Source organism: Sphingomonas jaspsi DSM 18422, from assembly GCF_000585415.1.
Taxonomy (GTDB): domain Bacteria; phylum Pseudomonadota; class Alphaproteobacteria; order Sphingomonadales; family Sphingomonadaceae; genus Sphingomicrobium; species Sphingomicrobium jaspsi.
This window is the reverse complement of the sequence record NZ_KK073876.1, coordinates 1,421,629-1,437,529: the sequence shown is the minus strand read 5'-3', so window position 1 is coordinate 1,437,529 and position 15,901 is coordinate 1,421,629. Positions and strand designations below refer to the sequence as shown.

Annotated in this window: 16 protein-coding genes; 1 reads left to right on the top strand and 15 read right to left on the bottom strand. The window is 64.8% G+C overall.

Annotated elements, in window-relative coordinates:
* Window positions 1-7 precede the first annotated feature (7 nt).
* The 14 genes from G570_RS07500 to G570_RS07440 form a co-directional block, all read right to left on the bottom strand.
* Complete coding sequence (locus tag G570_RS07500; protein ID WP_037500769.1) at window positions 8-3,142, bottom strand: phage tail protein; 3,135 nt, start codon at window positions 3,140-3,142, stop codon at window positions 8-10.
* Window positions 3,143-3,191: 49 nt separating this feature from the next.
* Window positions 3,192-4,415 carry a hypothetical protein gene (locus tag G570_RS07495; RefSeq protein ID WP_037500765.1) on the bottom strand — a complete coding sequence of 408 codons (1,224 nt, stop codon included), beginning with the start codon at window positions 4,413-4,415 and terminating at the stop codon, window positions 3,192-3,194.
* Between the two features lie 8 nt (window positions 4,416-4,423).
* A complete protein-coding gene (locus G570_RS07490) occupies window positions 4,424-4,969 on the bottom strand; it encodes a tail assembly protein (protein WP_037500762.1) in 546 nt (181 codons plus the stop codon).
* Complete coding sequence (locus tag G570_RS07485) at window positions 4,966-5,313, bottom strand: M67 family metallopeptidase (RefSeq protein WP_037500759.1); 348 nt, start codon at window positions 5,311-5,313, stop codon at window positions 4,966-4,968. Before G570_RS07485 ends, G570_RS07490 begins: the two co-directional genes overlap by 4 nt.
* A complete protein-coding gene (locus G570_RS07480) occupies window positions 5,288-5,761 on the bottom strand; it encodes an NlpC/P60 family protein (protein ID WP_051504156.1) in 474 nt (157 codons plus the stop codon). Before G570_RS07480 ends, G570_RS07485 begins: the two co-directional genes overlap by 26 nt.
* Window positions 5,758-6,252, bottom strand: coding sequence for a phage minor tail protein L (locus G570_RS07475; protein WP_037500756.1), 495 nt, complete (start codon window positions 6,250-6,252; stop codon window positions 5,758-5,760). Before G570_RS07475 ends, G570_RS07480 begins: the two co-directional genes overlap by 4 nt.
* Window positions 6,253-6,359: 107 nt before the next feature.
* Window positions 6,360-7,199, bottom strand: a complete 840-nt coding sequence (locus G570_RS07470; protein WP_037500753.1) for a hypothetical protein — start codon at window positions 7,197-7,199, stop codon at window positions 6,360-6,362.
* A gap of 99 nt (window positions 7,200-7,298) precedes the next feature.
* On the bottom strand, window positions 7,299-7,850 hold the full coding sequence (locus G570_RS07465; RefSeq protein WP_037500751.1) for a hypothetical protein: 552 nt from the start codon (window positions 7,848-7,850) through the stop codon (window positions 7,299-7,301).
* 2 nt (window positions 7,851-7,852) lie between these two features.
* Window positions 7,853-8,218 (bottom strand): hypothetical protein, encoded by a 366-nt coding sequence (locus G570_RS07460; RefSeq protein ID WP_156930375.1) that lies wholly within the window; start codon window positions 8,216-8,218, stop codon window positions 7,853-7,855.
* Window positions 8,219-8,255: 37 nt separating this feature from the next.
* On the bottom strand, window positions 8,256-12,926 hold the full coding sequence (locus tag G570_RS07455) for a phage tail tape measure protein (RefSeq protein ID WP_037500747.1): 4,671 nt from the start codon (window positions 12,924-12,926) through the stop codon (window positions 8,256-8,258).
* A 220-nt stretch (window positions 12,927-13,146) separates the two neighbouring features.
* Complete coding sequence (locus tag G570_RS13695; RefSeq protein ID WP_156930374.1) at window positions 13,147-13,320, bottom strand: hypothetical protein; 174 nt, start codon at window positions 13,318-13,320, stop codon at window positions 13,147-13,149.
* Between the two features lie 116 nt (window positions 13,321-13,436).
* Window positions 13,437-13,865 carry a hypothetical protein gene (locus tag G570_RS07450; protein WP_037500744.1) on the bottom strand — a complete coding sequence of 143 codons (429 nt, stop codon included), beginning with the start codon at window positions 13,863-13,865 and terminating at the stop codon, window positions 13,437-13,439.
* A complete protein-coding gene (locus tag G570_RS07445; RefSeq protein ID WP_037500741.1) occupies window positions 13,862-14,098 on the bottom strand; it encodes a toxin-antitoxin system HicB family antitoxin in 237 nt (78 codons plus the stop codon). Before G570_RS07445 ends, G570_RS07450 begins: the two co-directional genes overlap by 4 nt.
* A 78-nt stretch (window positions 14,099-14,176) precedes the next feature.
* Window positions 14,177-15,130, bottom strand: a complete 954-nt coding sequence (locus tag G570_RS07440; protein WP_037500737.1) for a hypothetical protein — start codon at window positions 15,128-15,130, stop codon at window positions 14,177-14,179.
* Between the two features lie 28 nt (window positions 15,131-15,158).
* On the opposite strand from G570_RS07440, the gene G570_RS07435 reads away from it, so the two are divergent.
* Window positions 15,159-15,608, top strand: coding sequence for a hypothetical protein (locus G570_RS07435; RefSeq protein WP_037500735.1), 450 nt, complete (start codon window positions 15,159-15,161; stop codon window positions 15,606-15,608).
* On the opposite strand, the gene G570_RS07430 is transcribed toward G570_RS07435, so the two are convergent.
* Window positions 15,605-15,898 carry a hypothetical protein gene (locus G570_RS07430; RefSeq protein WP_037500732.1) on the bottom strand — a complete coding sequence of 98 codons (294 nt, stop codon included), beginning with the start codon at window positions 15,896-15,898 and terminating at the stop codon, window positions 15,605-15,607. The genes G570_RS07435 and G570_RS07430 overlap by 4 nt on opposite strands.
* Window positions 15,899-15,901: the final 3 nt, after the last annotated feature.

Here is a 15,901-nt window from a genome sequence, read left to right as displayed (position 1 = left end):
TTACGGGTCAAGGGATCAATCCTCCACCCCCGCCACCGGTGCCGGTGGCGAGGTAATCGATGTAGGGGTCAGGGCTGGAGTGCTGGAGCGCACCGACGTCGGTCCAAACGCCGCCGACCAGGCGCTGCACTTTGTATTCGATGTCCCAAGGCCCGTCGTTGTCCGACAGCTTGCTCATCAACGGGGCCAGGCTGATGTTGATGTTGGCCTGCGTCTTGCCCGCGCCGATCGACACGTCCAAATCAGCCGTGACCGGTTGGAAGCTGGAGCCCGGGGTGTTGATGACGTTGAAACCGCTGGACTGCGTGGCGCCGACGCCCGCGCTCGCAGGCGGATCGGCCAGTGCTCTCGTGACAGCGACGGCTTCCGATGCGGAACCTCCGGCCGCGGCGGTCCCCCGGACCTCGACCTGGCTGTCCGTCACTTCGACGCTCGTCAGCGTGAGCGTGCCAATACCACCTTCCTGCGGCAGGGCATGCCAGCCGGAGGCAGGCGTTAAGCCGTTCACGCTGCCGTCAGTGACCCGGTAATCCCACGACACCTCGGCCAGCTCGATCCCGTTGGCCTGCAGTTTGTAGAGCAAGTCCTTGGGCAGGTCCTGCGGCGTCGCGCCAGTGTAGTCGTAGAGCGCGGTCACCGCCGAGGGACCGTAGCTCACCGCCAGACTGCTGGGCAGGTCGGGCACCGCGATGTTGTCACCCGTCGGCAGGCTTTCGAAGCCGCGGCGGGCGACGGCATAGACGCGCAGCTCGTGGCGGCCGACCTGCGGCTCGGCCAGTTCCCAGAAATCGTCGCGCTGGTAGCCCATGTCCTGCCACGGGCCTTGGTTGAAGCGATATTCGAGGCGATACTTGTCGAAGCTGGCGCTGTCCGGACGCTCCCAGTTCGCGATCAGCATGCGCTTGATGCCGAACTCCCCGGTGAAGGTGGACAGCGTGAACATGCCACCGACCGGAAGCACGACCGGCGGGACCGTATCGTCGAGCACCTGCTGGAGATTGTCGTCCGTCGCCTCGTCGGCTGCGGCCCATTTGCCGGTGTCGACTTCGATGGCCGCGATCGAGATGTGCTCGTTGTCGCTGTTGTAGTCGATGTCGAGCACGCGATAGACGCGCGGGATCGACGGGAGACCGACGGCTTCGAGCGCGACGTTGGCGTTCTCGGCGACGGTGTCCGGGAACGGGCTGTCGAGATAAAGCTCGGTGACGTCCCCGCGCTGCCCGGCATCGTTCAGAATGTCGCGTGTCACGGTGATCGTCGGCTGCGACCAGGTGGGGTCGGTCGGCTCGGCCGTGGGCTCCGGGTTGTAGTCCGGGTTCGGCATGGTCGTGCGGAGCTTGTAGTTCACGCCGACCTCGAGCCGGATCGGGTCCCGGACCTCGACCATCGAGCCGATCTTGTCGACGATGCGGCCGGTGGTGCGCCGCACCTCGCTGTCGCCAACCTCGTTGAGCGAACCGTCGGCGACGAGGATGTGGTCGAACCGCTCCAGATATTTGCCCTGCCGGTTGGTCGTGAAGGTGACCATCCGGAACTCGTTGAGGTTCGTGCGGATGCGCTGGACCGCCCAGCGCAGCGCCTGCTGGCGATTGGTGCAGCCGACAGCAACCAGGCGCGTCGGGCGCCGGCCGTGCTTGGCGATGTCCGCGTCATGCTGGACCCTGATCCAGTCCTCGCGATAGTCGAACTCCTCGTTGAGGAAGACGACGGTGACCTCGTTGAACCGGGTGTCGACGTCGGTGTGGCTGTAGGCGAACTCGCCCTCGATGTTCTCATGCGTGAAGATCGCGGCGGGGATTTGCGGCTTGTCGACGCGAACGCGCCATTCGCCGTTGCCGTTGTCCCAGGCGGTGGCACCGCACGACCCGGCGAGGAAGCGGACCAGCTCGTCCGACCGCTGCGACTGGTCGATGTAGATGTTGAGCGAGAAGCGCGGGTGCAGCCCGCCCTTCCCGTCCGGGACCTGCGTCGAGCACCATTTGGAAAGCTCGAGCGCGTCCCATTTGTTGAGTGTCGCCGTCGGAACGAACGCGGCCAGCCCCGAGATGTTGTCGGTGACGAGATCGTAGATCACCCACGCGGGGTCGTTGGTGTAGGCCTTCGTCCACGAGCCGTCCCACGTCGCGCCGGTGTAGACCCGCGTGTCGGGGTTGTAGACCGCGAACGGCGGAACGCTGACGATCTTCGTGTCGTAGATGCCGTCGATAGCGGGCAGGCCGTTGAAGTTGTCGCTCGCCTTGCCGTAGATTTGCAGCCACGCGAGCGCCCGCCAGTCCTCATGCTCGCCGAGCCGGCCGGCGTAGACCGCGGCCATCGACTCCCACGAAACGAGCCGCTTCTCGAAATTGGGGTCAGCATCAATGCTTTCCGGCTCGCGCAGGCGGACGCGGACGTCCCACGTCCGGTTAGCGTAGACGCCCTGGTTGGGAACCTTGACGCGCAGCTCGGTCACATAGGGGCTGGAGGTCTTGCCCGCGACGGCCAGGTAGATGCCGTCGGCTGTCGAACGCCCGACCGTGTGCCGGTCCATCGCCGCCATCGTCGCCATGACCTTGAGCGGGCCACTGTCCTTGCCGGTCGTGTCGTAGCCGATCAGGTTGTAATCGGGGGTCGTGTTGCCGTTGGAGGCGAACGGGTTGATCCACGTCGCGGTGCCGCTCGGTTTCATCTCGATTTCGAGATGCAGGACGTTCTCGAACACCCCGCTCTTCGTCTGCTTGTAGAGCTGGTTGACGATGAAGCGGAGGTCGATCGCCTCGGCGTTGGTGTTGTTCAGCGTGCGCGAGACCCACGGGCCAGGTGTCCCCGCCGGATAGGTGTTGCTGATGTCGACGCCGACGTTCACCGGGGCGCCTGCCGAGCCCAGCTTGAGGTCCGCGATCTGCGGGAACTTCATGGGGTCCCCGTCGGCGAAAACCGCCACGGCGCCCTCGAAGTTTTCCTCGTCGTTCTCGCCTTCGATCTGGGTGCCGTTGATGCGGATCGACTTCAGGCCGCGAACCGGTCCCTTGATGGGACCGGCGCACAGGCCGAGCAGGCCCTCAAAGGTATCGGCCGAACGGAGGTTGTCGGGCTTCTGGGTGAAGTCGCCACCGCCGCCACCCTTACCACCGCCACCTGCGCCACGCATCATCTTCAGCATGGCGAGGCTATGCCGCCGCCGCGGCGGTGGCTCACGGTGGTGTTGTGGATTAGGCGACGCGGTGGATCGTACGCTGCGCTTCCAGCGGCTTGCCGTAGAGCCGCGTCTGCAGCTCCTCGATCGGCAGCACGCGCCGGCCGATCTCGCCGAAGGTCTTCGAACGGAAGACGACAGTCAGCGAATTGCGGTTCCGCCAGCCACCCTCGAACGCATATTTGTCGGGCCGGGCCAGCTGGTTGAAGCTCTCGACGCGCACCGACGGGTGCTGCTTGACGACCATCTCGTGGTGGACGTGGCCGATGTCGACGTAGTGGAACAGCGTCTCGCCATAGTCCTTGCGGAAATCGCAGGTCATGATGTCGGCCAGCCCCTTGGGCTTCACGAGATCGCTGTGGTGACAGAGCACCAGCACGTTGCCCATGCGGTAGGCGATGAAGGGCGAGCTGTTGTCGATGACGTTGACGCGCCCGCTCTCGCCGTAGACCGCGCGCAGGAGCTGGGCCATCCACCAGTCGTTCGACCGGCTGTGGTTCGCCTGGTTGATGATGACGTCAACCACCTTGGCCTTGGTCAGCGCCTTCTCGATGATCCAGCGCATCGTGCGCGTGTAGACCTCGATCAGCTGCGGCATGGTGCCATCGACGTCGAGCGAGTGACGGCTGCGCTCGGTGACCTTGCTGGTGTTCTCGTAGTGGGTGAAGTCGCCCATGTCCTGAATGACGAGGCGGTCGTAATAGGGCAGCTCGTCGATCACCTGGCCGATCCCGGCCTTCATCTCGGCTTCGGCGATCTGCAGGTTGAAGTCGAAGCCGACTTCGCTGGCGTGAGCGATCATGCCGAAGTGGGCGTCGCCGATGTTGATCCAAGGGATGACGTCGGAGTTGCACTGGAGCGCGCTGGGGACCGTGCCGATCGGCTCGATCTTCGGTGCTTCCTCGCAGAACGCCGTGATCGCGTCCTTGACCGAGCCGATGAACTGCTCGTCGTCGATCGCGAACCGCACCCACTCCTCGACCTTCTGGCCGTTCTTGAAGTGGACCGTCGTCTTGGGGACGAAGCGCCCCGGCGGCGCCGGATAGTCGAGACCGTGCGAGGGCGCGTAGCCCGCGCGGCTGGCCTTCAGCTCGACCGCCGCGAGACCCTTGTCGATCATGCGACGGTGGACGCCCAGCAGGCGAGCCGCAGCCCGCTTACTGCCAGCCTCGTTGACGGCGTCGATGTAGCGGGCCTGTGCGGGCGTGGCGTAGTCCTTCAGGCGTTCGTCGATTGTCATGGGTGATCCTAGCTGGTGGTGGCCGGGAAGGACGTCGCGACCAGCTGGTTCGAGTCCGACTGCAGGGAGAGCCAGTGGCCGGCAATCTTGTTGCGGCCGTAGGCAAGCGGGATGAAGGTTCCGATCGCGACAGTGTTGCGATTGATGCCCAGATATTTGGAGGCCGGAGGGTCGTTCGATTTGTCGACCGTGGGTGCCTTCATCAGCAGGTCGCAAACCCCGGACATGATAAGGCTCGCGCCCATCGACATCAGGATGGGCGTCCACGGACCCTTGGGAAGGATGATGGCCGCAACGATCATGACCACGCCGATGACGATCTTCACCACGCCGCCGCCGCCGTGCATGGCGGGCATGAGGTGCAGCTCCTTGTCGGTGGTCGGCGTCCGCAGCTTTTCCTCGGTGCGATAGCCGACGACGTCGACGGCCATCTCCCGCGGCCAGTCCGCGAACTGGCGCGACAATCCTTCCAGTGCCTCGGCCGGCACGTTGGTCTGGATGGTGTGCTCGCGGCCGAACCGCTTGGCGAGCTCGCCATGCAGGACGATCTTCATACTGTCACCAGGATGTCGTTGACGAAGGCGAAGCTGTGGACGGTCGGCTCACCGTCGCGGATGCCGACGATGTGGTGCGTCAGCTCCGGCCATTGGGCGAAGCCCTGCCGGTCGTCTTCCGACAGGTTGGGATCGGCGGCCGGGTGTGTGTGCCAGGTGGCGGTCGCGCCGTCCTCGATCGCCTTCAGGAACGAGAGCGGGTCCATGTGGAACCCCTTGACCGGGTCGGTGTGGATGTTCTCGATCTCCAGCAGCTCGCCCGCCGCGGTGATCACACCACAGCGTTCGGGCTGGCCGAACTCCAGCGATCCTGCCAGCTCAGTCAGCAGGACGGATTGCGTCATAGCGTTCACGAAGAAGGCTCCTGATGTCTGTCACGGGGAGGACGGGACGAAGGTCGGGCACGTCCGGGTGGCGCAGGACGAAACAGGTCGTGCTGCGGAAGAAGTCGCGGTAAGGGTCTTCCGAGGCCAGACGGCCCCAGAGATGGTGGGCCACCTTGTTGTCGCCGACGTAGACGGCCATGTGGTTCGCCGCGCGCTCGCCCACGGCCATGCAGAGGATGTCCCCCGGCCGGAGGTCCTTGGCGGTCCAGTCCACGACCATCTGGAAGCCGTCGTGGGCGTAGAGCGAATTGATGAGATCGACCGTGTCGGCACGCCAGTTGGTGGGCCGGGCGTAATTGGTGAGCTTGAGACCGAAGCTCGCCTCGTAGATGTCGCGCACGAGCGCGTAACAATCGCGAACGCCGTAGAGGAACGGGCGGCCGATGAAGGGCTGGTAGACGATCATTGCGGCGCCACCGCGGGGAAGGCCGGCGGATGATACTGGCGGTGCGGCAAAGTGAAGCCGAGCGCGTCCGAGGCGGTAGCCAGCTGCATCGCGATCCACATGCGGTGGTATTCCTCGAGCCGCTTCACGCGGTAGAACCGCTCCTGAAAGATCGGCACGTCGGCCTCGACATGTTCACGCAGGACCATGATGTGGCGGACGGTGGCGTCATCCAGCCAGCCGTCGAACACGAGCGGCTTGAACGGCGACAGATCGACGGTGCCGTCGCCGATGTTCATCTTGGGAGCCAGCGCGGTGCCTTGCGACGACCGTTTGATGCCGTCGAAACTGACCGGCAGGCCCTCGTAGAGATTGCCCTGCCAGGTGACCTCGTTCTCGTTTTTGAAGTAGACCGTCCCGCCGCCGATCGGGGTCAGCTCGAACAGATCGATTTCCGCGTCGGCGACTAGCTTGTGGGCGTCTTGGATATGTTCGATGGGGGTGCTGGTCACACCCGCGCTGTATTGGTGAGGCAGCGTGGTGGACTAGGAACGCTTGTGGATTAGGCATGAAAGAGGGGGCCGATCGGCCCCCTCTCCCCTTCCAACATTGTGTCGGGTTACGCGGCGTAGACCTTGCCCGGCGCCTTGGTGCCGATCTCGGCCAGGCGGCCGGTGGCTTCCGAGGCCGACAGGAGCAGCGGGCGCATTTCCCACGGCATCGTGCCGTATTCCTTCTCGGAGAAGGTCAGGTTGAAGCCCTTGGTCACCTGGACCTTCGGGAAGACCGCGACGATCGGGCGATTGAAGTTCGACAGGGTGCCGACGATCTTCACCGAGAAGAGATCGGTGTTGCCCATCGCGCCGACCGCCATCTCGGTCACGACCCAAATCTTCGCATCGACCGGGAACGACATGCCCGCCGGGAGCGGCGTGTCGGCGATCGAGATAGTGTGGACACCGGCCGCATAGGTCGAGTCCGCCTTGACGCGGGCCGGGAAGACCAGTTCCGGCGTCGCCGGGTCCTGGATCAGCACGACCGAGCCGGCCTTCACGGCAGCTGCGGCGGTGCCCATGTCGCTCGACGGGTCACCCGGGATCGGGTCGGTCGCTACCGACAGCGAGACAGCAGCGGCGGCGGCCGGGGCGGTCAGCTTACCACGAAGGGTCGTGACGGCGCCGGTCGCGAGACCCTGTGCGCGCAGCAGGTTCTCGGGGCTGTATTCCTTCACCGTGCCGGTGATGCCCGCCTGCACGTTCACGCGCTGGCTGTCGACGATCGCCTGCGCGATGCCGGCGGTCAGGTCGACGTTCGAGCTGTCCAGGTTGACGGCGATCTCTTCCGACAGGCCCACGCCATGCAGCGCCGGGGTGAGATCGAAAACGGGGGTGTCCCCATAGCGGCACATCATCAGAGTGGCGCTGGAGAGCATGAAAGCGTTCTTCTTCGGTGCCGACATGGCGGGTGCTCCTCAAGGGTAGGCGAAACTGTTCGAAGCCATCCTTTGCGAGCGACGGTTGCCCGTTTCACGAAGAAGCGCGGCAACCGCCATCAACCGTTAGGTCACGACCCCGATGATGACACCGAGCGAGGGTTCGGCGCGCGACACCTTGCGGTTGTCGATCAGGTCATCGTGCTTGATCGGACGGCCGGTGATGACGCGCGACTGTTCGAAGCTCGCGCTCATGCGGAAGTCGCCGACCTCGCGGTCGAGCGGCTCGACCGCCGCCCAGATCATGCCCATATCCTGCAGCACGCCGTCGCGCTTTAGGCCGGTGACCTTGTCCTCGACTTGGGTGCGGCGCTGCCAGTGGACCAGCTGCGTCGCCTCGAACAGGCGCCAGCTCTGCCACAGCGTTCCCTCACGCTGCTCGGACGGGCCGTTGGTGCCGACGATGAAGTGATCGCCGTGCGGCGTCTTGATGACCATCCCGGTCTTCAGCGGGCACGACGGCTTCGTCCGCAGGACGTGGCGCGGGTTCACGAAGGCGTAGACCGGGATCTGTTTCTGGTCGGCTTCCGAGACGACACCGTGGATCATTCCGCTCCCGCCCTCGACGATCGAGAGCGGGATTTCGTTACGGCGGCCGACGCGCGCGAGACTAGCCATGATCAGAACCCCGGGTTGTGGTGGACAAGCGTGATCTCGAAGGCATCGATGAAGCCGTTCGAGTTCGGCACGGCGGCGGGGATTTCGACCGGCTCCTTGAAGCGGCAGCGAAGCATGCCGAGGTGCGGGTGCGGGAAGTCGAAATTGTCCCAGGTGCCGTTTTCTTCGTAGAAGAGCTCGAGCCGCCGTGCATTGAAATGCGGGTCAACCGACATGTTGAACATCCCGTTGTCCTGCAGATACCAGCGCATGCCCTGGAGCTTCAGGACGAACACCTTCTGGTAGGGCACCGTCGGGCGCGACGAGAACTGCCAGCCGTTGAAGGATACGGCCTTGCCCTGCGCCGGCGGCGGTTTGATCGTGGGCACGATCCGTCCCGGGCAGAAGTCGAATAGGCCTGCCAAATTAACCTCCCTGCGAAACGTGCTTGACGAGCTGCTTCAGATTGCCGCCCTTGATGATGTCGTTGGCGACGGTTACCAGAACGTCGTTCGGCCCCATCTGCGGCTTGCTCTCCTCGGAGACGACGTAGACCTTCATCTCCTGGTGGGCGGGCGGCGGCATCACGATCTTGGGGGTCACGCCGGTGAGGGCCGCTTTCCCGCGATTGTTGAGGTCCGCCATGAAGTCCCGGCCGACGTTGTCGACCGCCCACTTGCGCTGGACGAACTCGCCCTTGGCCAGCTTGGTGCGGACGCTGTCACGGCTCGGCACGCCATTCTCGACCATGCCGCCGTTCGAGCGCCCGATCTCGCCGCCATTGAAATGGCCGAGCGAGCTGCCGATCCCGACATAGCCGGAGAAGCTGGGCGACGACGAGCCGAACGATCCGATGCCGTTGCCCTCGCCGGTGCCGCCCCCGCCGCCGCCGAGCGCCGCCTGCAGCGCCTTCACCACAAGCATCTTGACGATGAGCTTGATGAGATACTGGATGATCGACTGGACCATCGAGCGGAAGGCTTCGCGCATCGACATCGTGCCGGAGATGACGTTGCCGAGGAACTCCTCCATCGACCCCTGCACAGTGTTGAGCGCGTCGCCGAGGTTCATGCGGATGACGTTGGAGAGGTCCCCCGCGCCCTTGTTGGCGTCACGCCAGTTGTCAACGACAGCCTTCCAGCTTTCGCCGATCGACTGCGGCACGAGCCCGCTCGTCTGGAGGCTGGTCTGCAGGACTTCGTTCTGCATCTGCAGCTGCGTCATCTGGTCCTTGATCTGGGCCAGCTTGTCGTCCGCAGCCTGCAGATTGACGATGGCGCCGCGCGCCTTCGCCTCGTCGAAGATGTCCTGCCAGAAGGTTTGCTTCGCCTGCAGCGACTCGATCGTCTTGTTGTTGATGCCGATCTGCTGGGCGTCACGGTTCTCCTTGGCCCGGTCGGCCATCCGTTCGTAGCCGGCCCGGACGTAATCCGGCACCTGGCCCTTCAGAGCCGAACGATCCAAAGCGCGCAGACGGGCGTCCGCTAGCGCGACGACCTGGTCGGCCGCCTGCTCGGCGCGCTCCTTGACGTTCATGATGGTCTCGACCATCGCGTCCATCGCGTCGACGAGACCCTTTTCCATCTCGCGCGCCGTGCTTTCACGCTTCTCGGCGATCTCGCGAGCGAGCTCGTCCATCATGAGCTGGCCTTCTTCGGGGCTCATGTTGGCGCTGTCGATCTGGGCCTTGACCTGCTTGGTCCGGTCCTCGATCCATTTGTCGAGGGCCTTGTCGACCCGATCCATATTCTTGAGCAGCTGCGTCTTCGTGAGACCGCGACCGGCGCTGACGGTGATTTCCCCGCCGTCGCCGCTGACGTCCCCACCCTTGTCGGTGATGCCCTTCAGCGCGTTCTTCAATTCCGCCTCAGTCGCCTTGAGGCGCATGTCGGCAATCTTCTGGTTGCGCCGGTCCTGCTCGCGCTCCGCGCGGCTGGCGGCGCTGCCGCTCTTCTTGCTGCCGCCGCTGGGTGCCGCCTGATCGGCGCCGAGCTGACCCTGCGCCATGTTGGCCAGCAGCTGATAGGCCCCACGGACACTCTCGGACTTGTTCATGTTCCCGGCACCGGCGAGCAGGCCGTCGAAGAACTTCTTCTTATCGGCCTCGCTCATCTTGGCCATGTTGTCGACGCCGGCCAGCAGCTCCTGGCCCTTCTTCGACCCGAGGTGGTTGTAGATGTAGCTCTGGTTGCGGGCTTGATCGCGGTAGACCGCCGAGAGCCCCGCCCCGGTGGCGTTCAGGGCGTAGGCACGCAGGTCCCCCTGCTGGATTTTATTCAGACCAGTGCCCCGCTTGTTGGCGTAGTCACTGATCAGCATGCCCAACGTGTTCGCCTCGGGACCGCGCGGGTTGTTCGCCAACCTGACGATGGCGTTCTGAACATCCTTGGGAAGCGACTGGTAGGTGCCGTTGGCAATAAGGCGGTTGGCGTAAGCCCCGGCCTTGTCGCCCTGTGCCCGCGCTTTCTGGTCGTAGGCCATCGACAGCTCGGCCGACTTGAGCGCGCCGGTTGCGATCGCTTCCTTCCGGTAGCGTTGCATGGCGAGGATCAGGTTCTCGTAGCTCGCGGCGGTGCCATACAGCTGGGAGGCCAGACCTTCGAAGCGGGACTCCAGCGTCGCCGTCTCGGCGGCAAGCGCGGCGCTGTTCCCCTTGAGGCTGACCTGGCGTTGGACGAGACGCGAGATCGCGTCGCTCGACGACTGGATCGTGGTTTCTTGCGCGTCGAGCGCATCCTTCGCTTCGTTGACGCGGGTGTTGGCTGCGTCGAGTGCCTCGGCGTGCGCCTCCTCGATTTCAACCGAACCCCGGAGGGCTTCCTTGTAGGCCTCGATGGCGTCGATCTGCGCGATCCAGGCGTCGCTGCCCTCCTCAAGGTTGCGAAGATTTTCGCGCATCCGGCGCAGGTCTTCGTTCGCACCCATCTCATTGAACATGTGAAGCATGTCCCGCAGCGCGTCGGTCGCGGGCTTGATCTGACGGTCGACGGACTCGTTCAGCTGGTTCTTGAAACGCTGCCACTCGGCGGCGAGCGACTCCGAGCCCTTCGCCGCGGCTTCGGCCGAGGCGCCGAGGCTGTTCTGCAGCGTGATCTGTTCCTGTAGGAGACCCTGATTGTTCTTCAGGACCAGGTAGGCCGCGGCCGCTCGGGTTTCGAGCGAGCCGTAGGCGCTTGCCGAACCGAAGCCCGCCTCACCGAGACGACGCAGCACCTCGGGCAGACCCAAGGTCTTGACGTTCAGGTCCTCCATCGTGAGACCCAGACGGGTCATCTCGGCGGTCATCTTCTTGGTAGGCGTCTGCAGATCGACCAGGAACTGGCGGACGCCGGTGCCGATCGTCGAACCCGACCGGATGCCGGCCTGCGCCATCGTGGCCATGACGGCCGTCAGTTCTTCGAAGCTGACCTTGCTCTCATAGGCCGTCGCACCCGCATACTGGATGCCCAGCGCAACCTGCTGGATGTTCAGCTTGGTGGTGTTCAGCGCGCTCGTCAGGGTGTCGGCGATGTGCGCGGTTTCCGAGGTCTGGAGCTGGAACGCGCCGATCGCGCCGGTGACGACGTCGGTTGCTTCTTGGAAGCTGGTGCCCGACGCGGCCGCGAGGTTCGCCACGTTTTGCAGACTGTCGGTAATGTCGCTGGCAGAGAAACCTGCCTGCGCCATGACCATCGTGGCCTGGGCGATTTCGTCGGTGGCGAAGCGCGAGTTGCTGGCGACGCTCTGGATCGAGCTGGCGAGCTTGTCCTGCTGCGACGCAGTCAGCCCCGCAACTGCACCAATCTTGGCGATCTCGTCACGGAACTGGATCGAGGCGGTGATGCCGTCCTTGATCGCGGCGATGGTGCCGTAGATGGCCGCCGCCGCGCCGCCATAGGCCGCGGTGCGGAGGAAGATGCCGCCGATGCCGCCGCTGCCGAAGAGACCGCCCAGCCCCCCGCCGCTCGGCGGGGCCGGCGGGGCACCCGGAGGCTTGAAACCCGGAGGGGTCGGCGGGCCATACATGCCGGGCTTGGGTTGCGCCGACTGGACCATCGCCTTCGCTTCACGCTCAAGCTCGCGCACGCGCGACTTGATGACCTGAAGCCGGGCTTCGTCGACCTTGAGCACACGCTCCGCGTCGACTTTCTCTTCCCCGGTTAGGGTGCGGGCACGCTGGATTTGGTTTGCGATCTGCGTCTCAAGCTGGGCCTGCCGGGCACGGGCCTGGCCGAGCCCCAGCGCCGAGGCGAGCTGCGCTTCGTCAGTCTTGCCGGTGCGGACGTTGAGCCGGCCGTCAACGGCCGCGTCGCTTTTGAAGCGGCTCGACGCCGCCGCCCGGTCGGCCTTGATCCGAGCTTCAGCCAGCGCCAGCCGTTCCTTCTCCAGCTGGATCATCTGGAGGAGCTGGCGGTCTTCCTCGGCGCCGAACTTCCCGAGCATGGCGCGGGCGCGGTTCAGCCGGTCGGCGGCTACGAGACGCTGGTTGTCCAGTTCGCGAAGACCGCTGGCGGCCTTGACTTCCTGCTGGACCTTGTCGCGGGCGATCTTGAAATTGTTCTGCTCGGCGAGGCGCGAAGTGCGCTGCATCGACTGCTCGCGCTCACGCTCGAGCCGGGTCTCACGCGCGCGGGCGACAGCCCAGCGGCGTTCAGCCAGCTGCTCCTCTTTGGCTTCGGCGGTCTGGGCCGCGCGGTCCCGCTGCGCCCACATCTGGGCCTCTTGGCGGGCGCGGCGGTCGGCGGCGTTGGCCACCTGCCGCTCGCGCTGCTGGTAAGCAGCGTCGACTTCGCGCATGTGCTTGCGTTCGTCCGCCCGAGCCTGCTTCTGGTCCGCCTGGTATTTGGCCCAGCTCTGGCCGGATTGGACCGCCGGGTTGAACCGCTGCACGTTCTTCTGTGCGGCGTCGAGCGTCGAGATCGCCTTGTTCAGGTTGCTCAGGGATTTGAGCATCTGGGCGTCGAGGCCGTTCAGCGTCGACTTGAGCTTGTCACCCATGCCATTGATCTGGCCCTGCATCTGCGACAGGTGCTTATTGATGTTGGCGAAGGCGGCATCAATTTGCCGCCCGTCCACACCCAGAAAGACATCAGCCTCGACGGCGCCATTGGTGCTCATGGCGCTTCTCAACAGGAGTGAGGTGCCTAGTTCACGGTGGGGTTGTGGATTAGGCGTCCACCACGCTTAGAAATCGTGGTGGACGCCTGGCAGCTCCCAAAGGTCTGACCCGAGGCTGGCTGGGGAACCAGCGGCGGGTAGATGGCGAGATCACCTCCTTTCGCAGCCTGTGCTGCGAACATCTACGCCCGCGGTTTTGGCGACGTCCCGGAAAAAGTCGTCAACCAAATCCCAGCGCGGCGTTGATGTTTGCGATCGCAGCGTCGTAGGTGGGCGCGTCGGCAAGGTTGACCCGATCGGGGTCACGCCCGCTGCTGTCCCCGTCGTCACCACCCAGCGCCTGGCTCACCACTTTGGCGAACGCCGAGTAGTGGCAGAGCTGGACTGCGTGCATTTCGCCCAGCTTCAGCCGGGCCTTGGCGACGAGCTCGTAGAAGCTCAGTCGCCAGTAGAGGTCTTCGAGGTCCCCCTCATCAACCCCGTAGGCCCAGCAGATGCTGTCCTCGAAGGTTAGTCCTGCGAACCAGTCTTCGAGGGGTCGGGTAGGCCCGGGTTGGTCGCGGCCTTGAGAGCCTCCCCGATCTTCTTCAGACCCCCCGCCGAGATGGCGAAAAAATACAGAAGGTGCTCCGCGACCCAACGGACCAGCTTCTCGACCTCATCCGGGTCGTCGAGCTTGCAATCCTCGAACGCCAGCAGGTCCTTGTCCGTGTCCGTCACCATGCGCTTCAGCGGCGTCATGCAGCGGCGGATGATGTAGTCGCGCGTCACCGGGTCGGACATGATCACATCGACGACCGAGGCCGGGTCGGGCAGAACGCGCTGGAGGTCCTGGGACAAGCCGTACGTCCACTTGATCGTCTGCTCGGTCTCGTCCTCGAGCTTGATGCTGATCGTGAGGCTCGGGCGCTTGAGCTCGCCGGCCGTCATCGCGCTCATGCCTGCACCTGTGCGGCGATCGCGGCCTTGAGTTCGGGGTCGTCAACCATGCGGTCGAGGAGCAGCGAGGTGATGGCCTTCTCGAGCGAGACGTGCTTGTCCATGCCGAGACGAAGGAGCCGGTTGGCCAGCTGGTTGAGCGGGATGCCCTCGGCCTGCGCCGACGCGGCGAGCGTGAGGTAGAAGTCGGTATCGACGCGCAGGGTGAAACTGCGATGGGTCTTTTTGGACACTGTGGCTCCTTGGCCGGTTGCGAGTGGTGAACCCGCCCTACGGTGGCCAGTGGTTGCCGGTGAATGACGTCCTGTGGATTACCGCCGCGGCGAGTAATCCTTGAGCGACAGCGACCGTTCCGAGTAACGCCCCTTCGACGCGCGACCGGCCGAGCCGGTGTTGTCGTTGAGCAGCTTGCCGTCGAGGCCCTGCTCGATGCGCTTGAAGACGGCGTTCGGCAGCTGGCGCGTCAGGAAGAACGCCAGGAACGGCTGGACCGTCGGGCGAAACGGGACGCGCAGCGGGTCACCGCCGAGCCGGTAGGCAATGTCGTCGCCGAGCTTGTCGAGCAGACCGTTGCTGCGCGGGTTGGCCCCGAAGTCGCCTAGCGCGCCGCCCCCCGTCGCCGGGAGCATCGCCGGGGTGATCCCGCCCATTGCATCGACGCGGATCGTAGCGACACCGACGCGCGCGTTGCCGCCGCGGGTCCCGCCGAGGCGTGTGTTGAAGCCGCGGGCGGCCGGGTCAGACGGGCCGAAGCTCGTGTGCCGCTTCACGGTCACGGTGATGCCGCCGTAGGCGCTGGTCCAGGTCTTCGCCGAGGCGAGCTTCGCCAGCACGTTGCCCTTACGGTGGAACCAGCTCGGGTCTCCCCCGTCCTCACGCCGCTTCCGCCACTTCAGATAGTCGGGGCTGCGACGCGGCCAGGTGCCGGCTACCGACCGCACCGGGACGTAGAGGCTCTCGTTGAACATGTCAGCCTTCGGCGACTTGGCCGTGAGGATGCCGGTGGCGCCCCGGTTGCGCCCGGCGATGCCGACGACGCCGCTCATGAACATGCGTGCCATGTGGGCGAGCTCTTTGTCCACATCCCCGTGGATGCGCCCGCCAATGTCGGCCTTCAGCTTTTTGAAGAGACCCTCCGAATAGGAGAAGGCCACGTCCTCGACGATGACGCGCGAGAAGTTGTCGCCGCCACGCGTCCCGCCGAGGCCTTTCGTCGAGGCTTTCGACTGTTGGTTGAACCTGAACCGCAGGCGGAAGCTGGACATGCGAAAACCCTTCAATCACCGCAGAGGGATGTCGAAGCTCTACAGCACCCTCTACAAATCCGTCCTCCGTGCGGTGAACGAGCTGGTCAAGGACATTCAGTCCACCGTGCCGGGGCAGGCCGATCTGCAATACTGGGCTTGGGAGAGCCGCATGGACGAGGACAAGATGCCTCGCGTGCCGCTGCTCGGAGTCAACGGCTTCTCGTTCGAAGAGAATAGCGGTCTCTGGTTGGTCCGGTTCGGTCTCACCATCTCCACCGTCGACGACGCGAACCTGCTCGAAGAGGCGGACATCATCGACATGATCCACTCGCGCTTCGGCGAGAAGCGCAAGATCGCGCTGGTCGAGGAGATCGCAGGCGAGGTCGAGCAGACCAACGAGCTGGTCTGCGTCCACTGCGAGGTCCTGCCGATGGGCCAGACGCAGGTGCGGAATTACCGGTCGATCGGCGTCGAGGTCCTCCGCACCGGGACTTAACAACCGCTGCGGTAGGGCTCTTCCTTGCAGGCAATCGCAGCGAGCTTATCCAGGTCTTTCTGGCGTTCGGCCACCCGGTGGGCGACTGCCGGGTCTGTTGCGTTTTGCGCGCGGACCTCCCGCACCTTTCGCACGAAAGCCTCCGCATCCTGCTTCGACATCCCGCCTTGGATCTCATGCGAGATCAAGGCGAGCTCGCTCTGTGTCCATTCGGCCGAGACAGGTTGTTGGTGGGGCTCCTGCTGACAGGCAGCAAGCGCCAGGGCGATGACAAGGATATGCGCTTTCATGGC